The 14010-nt window shown below is 59.3% G+C and carries 17 protein-coding genes; 14 read left to right on the top strand and 3 right to left on the bottom strand.

The features are described 5' to 3' along the window. The first annotated feature begins 45 nt into the window (after positions 1–45). From ALTER154_RS05445 to ALTER154_RS05415, 7 genes are all read left to right on the top strand, one after another. Positions 46–387: a hypothetical protein gene (locus ALTER154_RS05445; RefSeq protein WP_090249438.1), complete on the top strand. Its 342-nt coding sequence runs from the start codon at positions 46–48 to the stop codon at positions 385–387. Between the two features lie 202 nt (positions 388–589). After that, on the top strand, positions 590–1084 hold the full coding sequence (locus ALTER154_RS05440) for a TIGR00645 family protein (protein WP_090249435.1): 495 nt from the start codon (positions 590–592) through the stop codon (positions 1082–1084). Positions 1085–1223: 139 nt separating this feature from the next. Then, positions 1224–1529 (top strand): DUF6482 family protein, encoded by a 306-nt coding sequence (locus ALTER154_RS05435; RefSeq protein ID WP_090249432.1) that lies wholly within the window; start codon positions 1224–1226, stop codon positions 1527–1529. Positions 1530–1533: 4 nt separating this feature from the next. Beyond that, on the top strand, positions 1534–2934 hold the full coding sequence (locus tag ALTER154_RS05430) for a 3'-5' exonuclease family protein (RefSeq protein ID WP_256665588.1): 1401 nt from the start codon (positions 1534–1536) through the stop codon (positions 2932–2934). Further along, positions 2931–4466 carry a cryptochrome/photolyase family protein gene (locus tag ALTER154_RS05425; protein WP_160085564.1) on the top strand — a complete coding sequence of 512 codons (1536 nt, stop codon included), beginning with the start codon at positions 2931–2933 and terminating at the stop codon, positions 4464–4466. The genes ALTER154_RS05430 and ALTER154_RS05425 overlap by 4 nt, the downstream gene beginning before the upstream one ends. Further along, positions 4463–4609, top strand: coding sequence for a DUF2256 domain-containing protein (locus ALTER154_RS05420; RefSeq protein WP_160085563.1), 147 nt, complete (start codon positions 4463–4465; stop codon positions 4607–4609). Before ALTER154_RS05425 ends, ALTER154_RS05420 begins: the two co-directional genes overlap by 4 nt. A gap of 60 nt (positions 4610–4669) precedes the next feature. After that, positions 4670–5287 carry an FKBP-type peptidyl-prolyl cis-trans isomerase gene (locus ALTER154_RS05415; RefSeq protein WP_160085562.1) on the top strand — a complete coding sequence of 206 codons (618 nt, stop codon included), beginning with the start codon at positions 4670–4672 and terminating at the stop codon, positions 5285–5287. A gap of 103 nt (positions 5288–5390) precedes the next feature. On the opposite strand, the gene ALTER154_RS05410 is transcribed toward ALTER154_RS05415, so the two are convergent. Beyond that, a complete protein-coding gene (locus ALTER154_RS05410) occupies positions 5391–5618 on the bottom strand; it encodes a hypothetical protein (RefSeq protein WP_090249418.1) in 228 nt (75 codons plus the stop codon). Positions 5619–5774: 156 nt separating this feature from the next. Beyond that, complete coding sequence (locus tag ALTER154_RS05405) at positions 5775–6743, bottom strand: polyprenyl synthetase family protein (RefSeq protein WP_160085561.1); 969 nt, start codon at positions 6741–6743, stop codon at positions 5775–5777. A 245-nt stretch (positions 6744–6988) separates the two neighbouring features. Here ALTER154_RS05405 and rplU point away from each other — a divergent pair, with 245 nt between their 5' ends. From rplU to ALTER154_RS05380, 5 genes are all read left to right on the top strand, one after another. Beyond that, positions 6989–7300, top strand: a complete 312-nt coding sequence (gene rplU / locus ALTER154_RS05400; protein ID WP_160085560.1) for a 50S ribosomal protein L21 — start codon at positions 6989–6991, stop codon at positions 7298–7300. Between the two features lie 39 nt (positions 7301–7339). Continuing rightward, positions 7340–7597: a 50S ribosomal protein L27 gene (rpmA, locus tag ALTER154_RS05395; RefSeq protein ID WP_085584170.1), complete on the top strand. Its 258-nt coding sequence runs from the start codon at positions 7340–7342 to the stop codon at positions 7595–7597. Between the two features lie 175 nt (positions 7598–7772). Further along, on the top strand, positions 7773–8996 hold the full coding sequence (cgtA, locus tag ALTER154_RS05390) for an Obg family GTPase CgtA (RefSeq protein ID WP_090249412.1): 1224 nt from the start codon (positions 7773–7775) through the stop codon (positions 8994–8996). Between the two features lie 68 nt (positions 8997–9064). Then, on the top strand, positions 9065–10183 hold the full coding sequence (gene proB, locus ALTER154_RS05385) for a glutamate 5-kinase (RefSeq protein WP_160085559.1): 1119 nt from the start codon (positions 9065–9067) through the stop codon (positions 10181–10183). 152 nt (positions 10184–10335) lie between these two features. Next, positions 10336–10800, top strand: a complete 465-nt coding sequence (locus ALTER154_RS05380) for a CreA family protein (RefSeq protein WP_160085558.1) — start codon at positions 10336–10338, stop codon at positions 10798–10800. A gap of 156 nt (positions 10801–10956) precedes the next feature. On the opposite strand, the gene rpsT is transcribed toward ALTER154_RS05380, so the two are convergent. After that, the gene (rpsT, locus tag ALTER154_RS05375; RefSeq protein WP_160085557.1) at positions 10957–11235 is read right to left on the bottom strand and encodes a 30S ribosomal protein S20; all 279 of its coding nucleotides are present in this window, start codon (positions 11233–11235) and stop codon (positions 10957–10959) included. 179 nt (positions 11236–11414) lie between these two features. On the opposite strand from rpsT, the gene murJ reads away from it, so the two are divergent. After that, entirely contained in the window at positions 11415–12959 is a 1545-nt protein-coding gene (gene murJ, locus ALTER154_RS05370) for a murein biosynthesis integral membrane protein MurJ (RefSeq protein ID WP_160085556.1), read from the top strand. Between the two features lie 77 nt (positions 12960–13036). Beyond that, complete coding sequence (ribF, locus tag ALTER154_RS05365; RefSeq protein ID WP_167142779.1) at positions 13037–13963, top strand: bifunctional riboflavin kinase/FAD synthetase; 927 nt, start codon at positions 13037–13039, stop codon at positions 13961–13963. The last annotated feature ends 47 nt before the right edge of the window (positions 13964–14010 follow it).

The raw sequence follows: 14010 nt of genomic DNA, 5'->3' as shown, positions 1-14010 counted from the left end.
CGCTCGGGTGTAGGCTGAAGACCTGCTCCCGAGAGGGTCGTCGCCATGGTGCGCAGCCTCAATCTCACCCGTCACTGCTTGGGCCTGGACACCCGTATTGAATGCGTGGTGTTGCCGCTGGCCGGTAACAACGGCCTTTGGACGCTGATTTGTGCGGCAGGCATGGCTGGGGCGCAGCCTTCCACGATTAAGGCACAAGGCCCATTCCACGGGGCTTTTGCTGCTGAAAGCATCCTTGTCGATATCGCTGAAAACCTGCAGGGCATGGGCTATGAGCAAGCCGCTGATGTGCCGATCTGGCGCCTGCATATCCAGGCGGAGTTGCGTCGCCTAAACGGTGATCGTGGCCATCCACTGCGCGACTGCCAGCGCCATCCAGACACCTGAGCAGGCGTCTGGCGAGTTTCTGACCAGCCTCCTGGAAGCCGCTGTCGTGCAAGCGTGCAGTCATTCATCCTGAGCCTGCCCACAAGGTTATCCACAGTTGTCGGGGATAACTGCAACGAGCCTTGATTGCCACACGCCAGGGTTGTCTGGGCGGGGGCGCTGGGTATACTCGCCGGCAGTCTTGAACCCTGAGTGAGTCCTTATGGAACGCATTATCGAAAATGCCATGTATGCCTCGCGTTGGCTGCTGGCGCCCATCTATTTCGGCCTGTCGCTGGCCCTGTTGGCGCTGGCGTTGAAGTTCTTTCAGGAAGTTTTTCACATCCTGCCCAACGTCTTTGCCATGGCTGAAGCAGACCTGATTCTGGTGCTGTTGTCGCTGATCGATATGGCGCTGGTGGGCGGTCTGCTGGTGATGGTGATGATCTCCGGTTACGAGAACTTCGTTTCCCAATTGGATATCAAGGAAGGCACCGAGAAGCTCAGCTGGTTGGGCAAGATGGATTCCAGCTCGCTGAAGATGAAAGTGGCGGCTTCCATTGTGGCGATCTCCTCCATTCATCTGCTCAAAGTGTTCATGAATGCGCAGAACATCCCCGATACCAAGCTGATGTGGTACGTGATCATCCATATGGCCTTTGTGCTCTCGGCGTTTGCCATGGGCTACCTGGACAAGCTCACCAAGCACGATCACTGATCGTCTGCCGCTGGACCTGCCGCCCGGCCGTTGCAAAACGGACGGGCGGTTTGCTTTGTGCCTTGTGCTTTTGCTGTGTTGTACAAGAATTGTATTTGTATAGATTTTTGTATAGCTTTGCTTGCCCGAGGACGTAGCCATGAATCTTCAAGAGCTGTCACAGCATGCCCATTCCGGAAATATCGACGCCCTCAACCTGATCTCGATTGAGGGCGGCATCTACTTGTTGGAAGCGCACATGGATGGTCGGGTCCATCCACTCAACGATGGCCAAGGCAAAACCTTGCACCTGCGCTCTGTTGAGCATGCGCGCGACCTGCTGCACGACTTACCGCGTATCCCGTTCCACCTGGTGCACGCTGTGGTGCATGACGAGATGTGCGGCATGCAGGACGGCACCCAGGACACCCTGCGCGTACCGATTTCCTTCAATTCGTCCTGGTAATGCCTTGAACCCCACAACCCCGCTGCTTGCTCGCCCGCTGGCTGTTATCGATGTGCAAATCACCGGCATGCATCCTGACAAGGACTACATCTGGGAGATTGCTGTGTTGCAGGTCGAGGCGGGTTCGGTGGTGGCGCGCCACTCCTGGTTGTTAAAGCCCGCATGTGCGCTGCCCCGCACTGTTTCGAGGCTGTCAGGTGTGTTACCGGCAGAGTTGGACGAGCAGCCTGTGTTTGCCGAGATTGCTGGCGAGCTGTCCCGGTTGCTGGAAGGGCGGGTGGTGGTCGGGCACAACCTGCGTGTGGCGCATGCATTTTTGCGGCGGGCCTTCACTCTCGCAGGCCTGTCGGTGCGTTACCGGCAGTTGTGCACCGTGCGGCTCGCGCGTGCCGCCTGGCCGGATTTACCGGATTACAGTCTGGAGGCGCTGTGTGAGCGTCAACAGATCCGGCGTTTCTTCCGTCATCGCGCACTACCGGACGCCGATGCCGTTTGGCAGTTGCTCTCCAGTTTGCAATCGCAGGTGCCCGCTGAGCTACTGGACGTTCAAGTGCAACGCCAACTACGCAAAGCGGCAGTCCCTCGGTTCCTCAGTGCTGAGCGATTGCAAGCGCTGCCTGCGCGGCCGGGTGTTTACTACTTTTATGGCGACAACCAGGCGCTGCTGTACATCGGTAAGAGCCTTAATGTGCGCCAGCGTGTGCAGTCGCATTTCCAGAATGATCACCACAGCCGTCGAAGCCTGCAGGTGGCTCAGCAGATCCGTGAGGTGCGCGTGCAGCCTACGGCCGGCGAGCTGGGTGCGCTGTTGCTGGAGGCTGCGGAGGTCAAGCGGCTTTTGCCGTTGTATAACCGGCAACTGCGGCGCCAGCGTGAACTGCTGACGTGGAGCCTTAGCCAGTCTCCGGGCGGTTGGCAGCTGGCATTGCAGACTGTCGACGCCCATGCACCGATTGACAGCAGTGTCGGTTTATTCCGCTCACGGCGTCAGGCTCAGGACTGGCTGCGCAGCCAGGCGCGCAAGCATCAGTTGTGTTTACGCCTGATCGGTCTGGAAGCGGGCATGGGCGCGTGCTTTGCCACTCAACTGAGCGGCTGTCAGGGCGCCTGCTGCGGGCAAGAGCCTCGTGCTGCGCATGATGCCCGGCTGCTGGCCGCCTGCGAACAGCTGCGTACGGTGGCATGGCCCTGGCCGGGGACTGTCGCGCTGGTTGAGCGTGATCCTGAACATGGGCTCTCGCAGTGGCATGTGTTGGATCAGTGGCGCTACCTGGCCACGGTCGATGACCCGGCCTTGCTTCATTCCGTCAGTCAGCAGCCATCCCAGGCATTCAGTTTGGATGCCTACCACATCGTGCTGAGCCATTTACGGCGCTGCCCAAACACCGAGGTTGTTGTGTTATGACCACTCGCCGGCTCGCCCTGATACTGGGTGATCAGCTGTCTTTCGATCTGCCCAGTCTGCAGGCTCTGGACCCGCAGCAGGATGCGGTTTTGCTCGCAGAGGTGGCCGCCGAAACGGACTATGTGCCGCACCACCCGCAGAAAATTGCGCTGATCTTCAGTGCCATGCGTCACTTTGCCGAGGCATTGCGCGAGCGCGGTTGGCGCGTGCAGTACGTAGCACTGGACGACCCGGACAACAGCGGCTCGCTGCCGGGAGAGTTGCTGCGCTGGGCCGCGCAGTTGCAGGCGACTGAAGTGCATGTCACCGAGTGTGGTGAGTGGCGGCTGGAAGATCAGTTGAAGCGCAGCGGCGTGCCGATCACCTGGCATGCCGACAGCCGCTTTATCTGTGGTCGTGACGAGTTTGTACAGTGGGCCGAGGGGCGCAAACAGCTGCGTATGGAGTTTTTCTACCGCGAGATGCGCCGCAAGACCGGTTTGCTGCTCAATGGTGACGGTACCCCGGTGGGCGGTGCGTGGAACTTTGACGCGGAAAACCGTAAGGCACTGCCCAAGCAGATCAAGGCGCCGATGACGGCACGCTTCCCGGCGGACACCATAACTCAGGAGGTGCTGGTGCTGGTTGCCGAGCGCTTCAGTCATCACTACGGCAGTCTGGCGGCTTTCGATTACCCGGTGACCCATGTCGAGGCCGACGCGCTGTGGCAGCATTTTCTCGATTTCGCCCTACCGGCTTTTGGCGATTACCAGGACGCCATGGCAGTCGGTGAGCCGTTTCTGTTCCATGCGCGGATCAGCGCGGCGCTGAATATTGGTCTGCTGGATGTAAGAAGGCTGTGTGCTGATGTCGAGGCAGCCTACTGGCGTGGCCAGGTGCCGCTGAACGCTGCCGAGGGCTTTATCCGGCAGTTGATTGGTTGGCGCGAATACGTGCGCGGCATCTACTGGATGCACATGCCGGAGTATGCCGAGCGCAATGCCTTCGGCAACACTCGGCCGTTACCGGAGTTCTACTGGACCGGCAAGACCCGCATGAAATGCATGAGTCAGGCCATCGGCCAAACGCTGGAGCATGCCTATGCCCACCACATCCAGCGGCTGATGGTCACCGGCAACTTCGCCCTGCTGGCCGGTATCCAGCCCGGCCAGGTTTGCGACTGGTACTTGGCGGTGTACATGGATGCCTTCGATTGGGTCGAGCTGCCCAACACCCTGGGCATGGTCATGCACGCCGATGGCGGCTACCTGGGCTCCAAGCCCTATTGCGCCAGTGGTCAGTACATCAAACGGATGTCCAACTACTGCGGCGACTGCGCCTACAAGGTCACGGAAAGCGTGGGTGAGCAGGCTTGCCCGTTCAATGCGCTGTACTGGCATTTCCTCATGCGCCACCGCGAGAAGCTTTCGGGTAACCATCGGTTGGGCATGATCTACCGTGGCCTGGATAAGATGACTGAGGCCAAACAACAAGGCCTGTGGGCACGCGGCGAGCAGTTGCTGGCGCGGCTGGATGCCGGCGAGGTGCTGTGAAAAAGGCCGAATTGCCGGTCAAAACCTGTGCGGTGTGTGGTCTGCCCTTCACCTGGCGCAAGAAGTGGGCGCGCTGCTGGGATGAGGTGAAGTACTGCTCCGAGCGCTGTCGGCGTCATCGTCAGGGCGCTGCCGGCGGGTAGGGCGGCCAGGCGGTTTGTGCTAGGCTGGCCGACCTTTTTTAGCCCTAGCGGAGCCGTGCTATGTCCGAACTCAATCTCTCGACTGACGAAACCCGCGTCAGCTACGGCATTGGCCGTCAGCTGGGTGGTCAGCTGCGCGACAACCCGCCGCCGGGTGCCAGCCTGGACGCCATCATCGCCGGTATCACCGATGCCTTCTCCGGCCAGCCAAGCCGTGTCAGCGAAGCAGAACTGACCGCTAGCTTCAAAGTCATCCGTGACATCATGCAAGCCGAAGCGGCTGCCAAGGCCGAAGCGGCGGCCGGTGCGGGTCTGGCGTTCCTCGCTGAAAATGCCAAGCGTGACGGCATCACCGTTCTGGCTTCTGGCCTGCAGTACGAAGTGCTGACCGCCGGCGAAGGTGCCAAGCCTTCTCGCGAAGATACAGTGCGCACGCACTACCACGGCACCCTGATCGACGGCACTGTATTCGACAGCTCCTACGATCGTGGTCAGCCTGCCGAGTTTCCGGTTGGCGGCGTGATAGCCGGCTGGACCGAAGCGCTGCAGCTGATGAATGCCGGCAGCAAATGGCGCCTGTACGTGCCGAGCGAGCTGGCTTACGGCGAGCAAGGCGTGGGCAGCATCCCGCCGCACAGCGTGCTGGTGTTTGATGTGGAGCTGCTGGACGTTCTCTAACGTTTCAGGCGCTTTCCTTCGCCGGCATGGCCCGCTCCTACGAGGTTCCAGCAAGTCTGGTGTAGGAGCGGGCCATGCCCGCGATGCGTTTAAGCCCAGATACTCAAGGGCGCAATGCCCGGGCGTAGCAGTAGAGAAACAAATTACGCACCAATTCCTTAAGCACCAGCGGCTCACTGGAGTTCAGCTCGTGCAGATCCAGATCGCCCTGATCACGCAGCTCATCCAGGGCATCTTCCTTAAGCAGGGCGCAAACCTCGCCGGTATTGCGATTGAGAATGCGTAGATACGGCTGCGGGCGGTCCAGCCAGGCATCGATCAGATAGGTCATGACTCATCTCCCTTTCAAGTGGTTGGATGAGAATAATTCTTATTATGTTTATAGCAAGGATTAATTGCTGCCTTTCGTCGCGCGGTGTGATTGCTGTGCATCGCAGGTAATAAAAAACCCGCCATATGGGCGGGCTTTTGTCTGTCCTGGGAAACTTTAGTGCGTGCGGGCTACGGCAAAGCGGCTGAGTTCGATCAGTGCGTCGCGGTATTCGCTGGCGGGCAGCGCATCCAGGCAAGTGATGGCGCGCTCGGCGAAGTCACGCGCTTGCTGTGCGGTGTAGTCCAGTGCCCCAGCCGCTTCTACGGCATTACGGATGCTTTCCAGGTCTTCGATGCCGCCTTTCTGGATCGCCTGGCGTACCAGTGCAGCTTGTTCAGGCGTCCCTTCGCGCATGGTGTAGATCAGCGGCAGGGTCGGCTTGCCCTCGGCCAGGTCGTCGCCGACGTTCTTGCCCAAGGTAGTGGCATCACCACGGTAGTCGAGCAGGTCGTCGACCAGCTGGAAGGCCACGCCGAGGTGGTCGCCAAAGGTGCGCAGCGCTTCGGTCTGTTCGGTGTTGGCACCCGCCAGTGCTGCGGCGCTGTGGGTCGAGGCTTCGAAGAGCATCGCAGTCTTGCCGCGGATGACTTCCATGTAGGTTTCTTCGGTGGTGCTGGCGTCGCGGATCTTCGACAGCTGCAGCACTTCGCCTTCGGCAATCACGCGCGTGGCCTTTGAAAGGATCTTCATCACCGGCATGGAGCCAAGTTCGACCATCATTTCGAAGGAGCGCGAATAAAGGAAGTCGCCGACCAGTACGCTTGGCGCGTTGCCCCACTGGGCATTGGCGGTGCTGCGGCCGCGGCGCATGTCTGACATGTCGACCACGTCGTCGTGCAGCAAGGTGGCGGTGTGCAGAAATTCGATGGTGGCAGCGAGCAGGCGCAGGTTGTCGCCCTCTATGCCCAGGGCCTTGCCGCTGAGCAGAACCAGCAACGGCCGCAGGCGTTTGCCGCCAGCGGAGATAATATAGTCGCCGATTTTCTCGACCAGAGGGACTCGCGACACCAGTTGCGCGCGGATGATGCCGTCGACGGCGGTAAAGTCATCCGCCACCACGCGGTAGAAAGCCTGGGGTTGCATCGCTTGCACCTGCTACTCATGGGTTGCGCGGCATGCTAGGGGGCAGGGTAGGGGCTGTCAAGGCAAGCGCTTGGCGCACTTGCATGGTGTCGATTGCTTGCGTACAATCGCGCACCCTGAACTTCCCCCTGGGTATTTCCCTGCCTTACGCAATTGCAAGGGTGTCCTTCCGGCCCCAAGCAGCCATGCCAGCCGACACTTATTCCTATAAAGCGCTGGGTGAGCAGGATTAACGGAGATTTACCATGTACGCAGTAATTGTTACTGGTGGCAAGCAATACAAAGTCACCGAAGGCGAATTCCTCAAGGTCGAAAAACTCGAGCTGGCCACTGGCACAGCTGTGACTTTTGACCGTGTTCTGCTGATCGGCAATGGCGACGACGTTAAAATCGGCGCTCCGGTTGTTGAAGGTGCCAAAGTTGTTGCTGAAGTGATCGCTCAAGGTCGTCACGACAAGGTCACCATCATCAAGTTCCGTCGTCGTAAGCACCACATGAAGCGCCAGGGCCACCGTCAGTGGTACACCGAGATCAAAATCACCGGTATCCAGGCCTGATTCGTTTCGGTCTGATCCCTTTATAGGAGTATTGAACTCATGGCACACAAAAAAGCTGGCGGTAGTACCCGCAACGGTCGCGACTCAGAAGCCAAACGCCTTGGCGTGAAGATGTATGGCGGCCAGGCTATCAAAGCAGGCAACATCATCGTGCGTCAGCGCGGCACCCAGTTCCACGCCGGTTACGGCGTTGGCATGGGTAAAGATCACACCCTCTTCGCGAAAATCGAAGGCGTGATCAAGTTTGAAGTAAAAGGCGCGTTCAACCGCCGTTACGTGAGCGTCGTTGCGGCTTAATAGCGCGACTGCTGGGAAAGCCCCGTCCTTGCGACGGGGCTTTTTTGTTTCTGTATTCTTGGGGTTCTTGCCAAACTGTCCTGGGTGTTAGCGTTCGATTTGAATGCAGGTCAATTTTGCAAGAACCTGGTGTTTCTCGGTTTAGATGACCCGCGTGATTGCGGGAGGCGTAAAAATGAAATTCGTCGATGAAGTATCGATTTTTGTAAAAGCCGGCGACGGCGGTAACGGCATGATGGCTTTTCGTCGTGAAAAGTTCATCGAGAAGGGCGGTCCCAACGGTGGTGATGGCGGTGATGGTGGCTCGGTGTATATCGAGGCGGTCGAGAACTTCAATACTCTAGTGGATTACCGCTATACCCGTCGTTTCCAGGCGCAGAATGGTGAGAAGGGTGGCAGCACCGACTGTACCGGTGCCAAGGGGGAGGATCTGATCCTGCCGGTGCCGATTGGTACCACGGTGATCGATGCCGGCACTCAGGAGGTGATTGGTGACTTGGTTCGCGCTGGTCAGCGTTTGATGGTGGCGCAGGGCGGTTGGCATGGTCTGGGTAATACCCGCTTCAAGTCCAGTACCAACCGTGCGCCACGGCAAACCACGCCGGGCAAGCCGGGCGAGTCGCGCGATCTCAAGCTGGAATTGAAGGTGTTGGCCGATGTAGGCCTGCTGGGCTTGCCGAATGCCGGCAAGAGCACCTTCATTCGCTCCGTGTCGGCCGCCAAGCCGAAAGTCGCTGACTATCCCTTCACTACCCTGGTGCCGAACCTGGGTGTGGTCAGTGTCGATCGCTACAAAAACTTTGTGGTTGCAGACATTCCGGGGCTGATCGAGGGTGCTTCTCACGGTGCTGGTTTGGGCATCCGCTTCCTGAAGCATTTGTCGCGTACCCGTCTGTTGCTGCATCTTGTTGATATGGCGCCGCTGGATCTGACCGATCCAGCTGAGTCGGCCGCCACCATTATTGATGAGCTGACCAAGTTCAGTCCGTCGCTGGCTGAGCGTGAGCGCTGGCTCGTGCTGAACAAGGCTGACCAGATGCTCGATGAAGAGCAGGAGGCGCGGATTGCTGAAATCGTCGCGCGGATCGAGTGGACTGGGCCGGTTTATGTAATTTCTGCCCTGGCGCGCCAGGGCACTGAGAAGCTCTGTTATGACATCATGGACTTCCTTGAGGCGCGCGCCGAGCGCATTCAGGAAAACCCAGAGTACGCCGCCGAGTTGGCCGAGCTGGATACGCGCATCGAGGACGAAGCGCGCGCTCAGCTGCAGGCGCTGGACGACAAGCGCGCGCTGCGTCGTTCCGGGGTCAAGGCAGTCGGTGATGTTGATGAAGACGACAGCTTCTGGGATGAAGAAGACGAAGATGATGGCCCGGAAATCATTTACGTCCGGGATTAAGCAACTACAAAACGCCGCTTAATTGCGGCGTTTTTGTAATCACAGGTCGCGGCTAAGGTTGGAAGATCATGCGTGACAAGGTAACCGGTGCGCAGCGCTGGGTAGTGAAGATTGGCAGTGCCCTGCTGACCGCTGATGGTCGTGGTTTGGATCGTGCGGCTATGGCGGTTTGGGTCAAGCAGATGGTCGCGCTGCGTGAGCAGGGCGTGGAGCTGGTGCTGGTGTCATCCGGGGCGGTGGCGGCGGGCATGAGCAAGTTGGGCTGGAGTGCGCGGCCGAGCGCCATGCATGAGCTGCAGGCGGCTGCGGCGATTGGCCAGATGGTGCTGATTCAGGCGTGGGAGTCGAGCTTTGCCGAGCATGGCCGGCGCACGGCGCAGATTCTGCTGACCCATGACGATCTGTCTGATCGCAAGCGTTACCTGAATGCGCGTAGCACGTTGCGCACGCTGGTGGATCTGGATGTGGTGCCGGTGATCAACGAGAACGACACCGTGGTTACCGATGAGATCCGCTTTGGTGATAACGACACCCTGGCTGCGCTGGTGGCCAATCTGGTCGAGGCCGACCTGTTGGTAATTCTTACTGATCGCGACGGCATGTATAACGCCGATCCGCGGCATAACCCTGATGCCGAGCTGATTTTCGAGGCGCGCGCCGATGATCCGGCGCTGGATGCTGTGGCGGGTGGCGTGGGTGGTGCGCTCGGACGTGGCGGTATGCAGACCAAGCTGCGCGCGGCGCGTTTGGCGGCGCGTTCCGGTGCTCATACGGTAATCGTTGGTGGTGCCATTGAGCAGGTGTTGGCGCGGCTCAAGGCGGGCGAGCGCCTGGGTACGCTGCTGGCGCCTGAGCGCGGTATGCTGGCAGCGCGTAAGCAGTGGCTAGCCGGGCATTTGCAGACGCGCGGCACTCTGGTGCTGGATGATGGTGCGGTCAAGGCGCTGGCGACCGGGACCAAGAGCTTGTTGCCAGTTGGCGTAAAGGCCGTACAGGGCAGCTTTCGCCGCGGTGAGATGGTGGTCTGCGTGGCGGCGGATGGCCGCGAGATTGCCCGTGGGTTGGCTAACTACAGTGCGCTTGAGGCGCAAAAGATCATCGGTCAGTCGTCGGATGCCATCGAGAGGCTGCTGGGTTATGTTGATGAGCCCGAGTTGGTTCATCGGGATAATTTGATCCTGATTTGAAAGCCTGCACAAAGCCTGCTGCGCGTCGGCCCTGCTGCGTTAAAAACAGGCTCAGAATGCTCATGTACAAAAGTACACTCCGCTTCCTCGCTTGTTTTTGCCTTGCATGGCTCTAGCTCGCGAGACTTTGAATGGGTTTTGAGGGAAGGCTGATGCGATTGGTTAAGGGATTGCTGGGTGCGCTTGTGCTGTTGCCTGGATTGGCGGCGGCCGAGCAGATCGGTGAAGTGTCGACGGTTTTCAAGTTTATGGGGCCGAACGACAAAATCGTCGTCGAGGCGTTTGATGACCCTAAGGTGGAGGGCGTGACCTGCTACCTGTCGCGGGCCAAGACCGGTGGCGTCAAGGGTGGTCTGGGCCTGGCCGAGGATCGTGCCGAGGCGTCGATTGCCTGTCGCCAGGTTGGCCCGATCAGCTTCCTGGAAAAGCTCAAGGAGGGCGAGGAGGTGTTTCGTGAGCGTACCTCGCTGGTATTCAAGACCATGCAGGTCGTGCGGTTCTTCGATCAGAAGCGCAATACCCTGGTTTATCTGGTCTACAGCGATCGGGTAATCGAGGGGAGTCCGCAGAATGCGGTGACGGCCATTCCGATTCTGCCCTGGCCGCAAAAGCCCTGAAGCAAAAAAAGCCCGAAGTGATTCGGGCTTTTTTGTGGTTTGCCACCGGTGGCGATTGTCTCTGGGCGTTGCAGGCTGCGCCAGCAATTATTGCGGACAATAAAAAACCGGCGGTTAAGCCGGTTTTTCAAGAACGAGTAGCGTGTCGCAAACAGCTTAGGCAGCTGCAGCAGCGCTCAGGGCCTTGATGTGGCCATTGAGGCGGCTCTTATGGCGAGCGGCTTTGTTCTTGTGGATGATGCCTTTGTCGGCCATACGGTCGATTACCGGCACAGCCAGGGTGTAAGCAGTAGCTGCAAGAGCAGCGTCTTTGGCTTCGATAGCCTTGACGACGTTCTTGATGTAAGTACGAACCATCGAGCGCTGGCTGGCGTTATGGCTACGACGCTTCTCAGCCTGTTTTGCGCGTTTTTTGGCAGAAGGTGTATTGGCCACCGTCAAGCTCCTCGAAGAAAAATTCTGGGGGTTACAAACAAATAAGGCCGCGAATCATGCCGATATGAGGGAGTGCTGTCAAGCCTGTTGGCTTTTCCCTGTGCTGGCCTGACCAGCGGCAGACCGCTACACTCGTCGCCTTTGCGCGCCAGTGCTTGTTTGCGGAGCCGGGATACTACATGAATTTGCTCAAGTCGTTGGCCGCCGTCAGCTCCATGACCATGCTTTCGCGTGTATTGGGCTTTGTGCGCGACACCATCATTGCCCGTACCTTCGGCGCGGGCGTGGCCTCGGACGCCTTTGTGGTGGCGTTCAAGCTGCCCAATCTGCTGCGGCGGATTTTTGCCGAGGGCGCGTTCTCTCAAGCCTTTGTGCCGATTCTGGCCGAATATAAAACCCAGCAGGGCGATGAGGCGGCGCGCACGTTTCTCGCTTACGTGACAGGCCTGCTGACGCTGGTGCTGGCGCTGGTAACTTTTATTGGCATTCTCGCCGCGCCGTGGATTGTCTGGGCCTCCGCCCCTGGTTTCGCTGATGAGGCGGAGCGCTTTGAGCTAACCACCGACCTGCTGCGGGTGACCTTTCCTTATATCTTGCTGATCTCCCTGTCCTCGCTGGCGGGGGCTGTGCTCAATACCTGGAACAGGTTCTCGGTGCCGGCCTTTGTGCCGACTCTGCTCAACGTCAGCATGATCGTCTTCGCCCTGTTTCTGACCCCCTATTTCGATCCGCCAATCATGGCGCTGGGCTGGGCGGTGCTGGTGGGGGGCTTGGCGCAGTTGCTGTTCCAGCTGCCGCATTTGCACAAGATCGGCATGCTGGTGCTGCCGCGTCTGAACCTCAAGGACACAGGTGTATGGCGCGTGATGAAGCAGATGGGGCCGGCGATCTTCGGGGTGTCGGTCAGCCAGATTTCGCTGATCATCAATACGATTTTTGCCTCCTTTCTGGTGGCAGGCTCAGTGTCCTGGATGTACTACGCCGATCGTTTGATGGAGTTGCCTGCTGGTGTGCTCGGTGTGGCGTTAGGCACCATTCTGCTGCCGGCCTTGTCGAAAACCCATGCAAGCGCCAGTCGTGAGGACTATTCCAAGCTGCTCGACTGGGGGCTGCGTTTGTGTCTGGTGTTGGCGCTGCCCAGTGCGTTGGCGTTGGCGATTATCTCCGAGCCGTTGATCGCCTCGCTGTTCCAGTACGGCAAGTTCACCGCTGACGATACCTTGATGACCCAGCGGGCCTTGGTTGCTTACTCGCTGGGGCTGGTCGGCATCATTCTGGTGAAAATTCTTGCGCCTGCCTTCTACGCCCAGCAGAACATCAAAACCCCGGTGCGTATCGGTCTGGTGACATTGTTGGCGACCCAGGCGATGAACGTGCTGTTTATCTTTGTGATTCCCTTGGCGCATGCCGGTTTGGCTTTGGCCATCGGTCTGGCCGCCTGTCTGAATGCAGGGCTTTTGTACTGGCAGCTACGCAAGCGCGACATGTTCCAGCCACAGCCGGGTTGGGCGTTGTTCCTCGGCAAGCTTTTGCTGGCGCTGCTGGCGATGGTGGCGGTGTTACTGCTGGCTATGCAGCAGCTACCAGCTTGGGCGGACAGCACTATGCTCTGGCGTTTGCTGCGCCTGGGCGGGCTTGTGGGTGTGGGTATGTTGGCCTATTTGGCCGTGTTGGCGCTGCTGGGGTTCCGTTTGAAGGATTTTGCTCGCCGCAGTGCGCTTTGAGTTGCAGCTGATTTGCTGCCTGTTGTCCGCTGCTCGGTGTGCGTATAATCGGCCACTTTATGAGCAAGAAGCGCGTTATGCAGCTGGTTCGAGGCCTACACAACTTGCGGCCCCAGCATCGGGGCTGTGTCGCCACCATCGGGAATTTCGACGGCGTCCATCGTGGTCATCAGGCCATTTTGGCGCGTTTGCGTGAGCGTTCCGCCGAGCTTGGCGTGCCCAGTTGCGTGCTGATTTTCGAGCCGCAGCCGCGCGAGTTTTTTGCACCTGATGTAGCACCGGCGCGCCTGGCGCGGTTGCGCGACAAGTTGGCTCTGCTGGCTGCCGAAGGCGTTGATCGAGTGCTGTGCCTGAGTTTCAACCGCCGCTTGCGTGAGTTGAGCGCGGCTGAGTTCGTGCATCGTGTGCTGGTGGAAGGCCTGGGTGTGCAGCATCTGGAAGTGGGTGACGACTTTCGCTTCGGCTGTGACCGCGCCGGTGACTTTGCCTTTCTGGCCGAGGCCGGTGAGCGCGAAGGCTTCAGCGTCGAGGCTGCCAGCACGGTTGAGCTGGACGGTATTCGCGTCAGCAGTACGCGGGTACGTGAAGCCCTTGATGCCGGTGATTTTGCCTTGGCGCAGCACCTGCTCGGGCGACCTTTCCAGATTGCCGGACGGGTGTTGCACGGGCAGAAGCTGGGGCGTCAGCTGAATGCGCCGACTGCCAATGTGCAGCTCAAGCGCAAGCGGGTGCCGCTCAAGGGCGTGTACCTGGTCAGCACCGAGATTGACGGCCAAACCTGGCCGGGTGTGGCCAACATTGGTGTGCGCCCGAGCGTGGCCGGTGATGGTCGCGCTCATCTGGAAGTGCATTTGCTGGACTTTGCCGGTGATTTATATGGCCGGCGTTTGACGGTGGCTTTCCACCACAAGCTGCGCGATGAGCAGCGTTTCGCCTCCCTTGAGGCATTGAAGACGGCAATTGCTGCCGATATTGCTGCCGCCCGTGCCCATTGGCGCGTTTAAGCCCCGGTTTCAACTGCCGGGTGCCAATCGCTTACGAAGAGCCTGAA

The sequence above is a fragment of the Pseudomonas sp. 9AZ genome (genome assembly GCF_902506525.1).
Taxonomy (GTDB): Bacteria; Pseudomonadota; Gammaproteobacteria; order Pseudomonadales; family Pseudomonadaceae; genus Aquipseudomonas; species Aquipseudomonas peli.
Note: the sequence above shows the minus strand (reverse complement) of the source record. Positions and strands in the feature narration are given on the sequence as shown.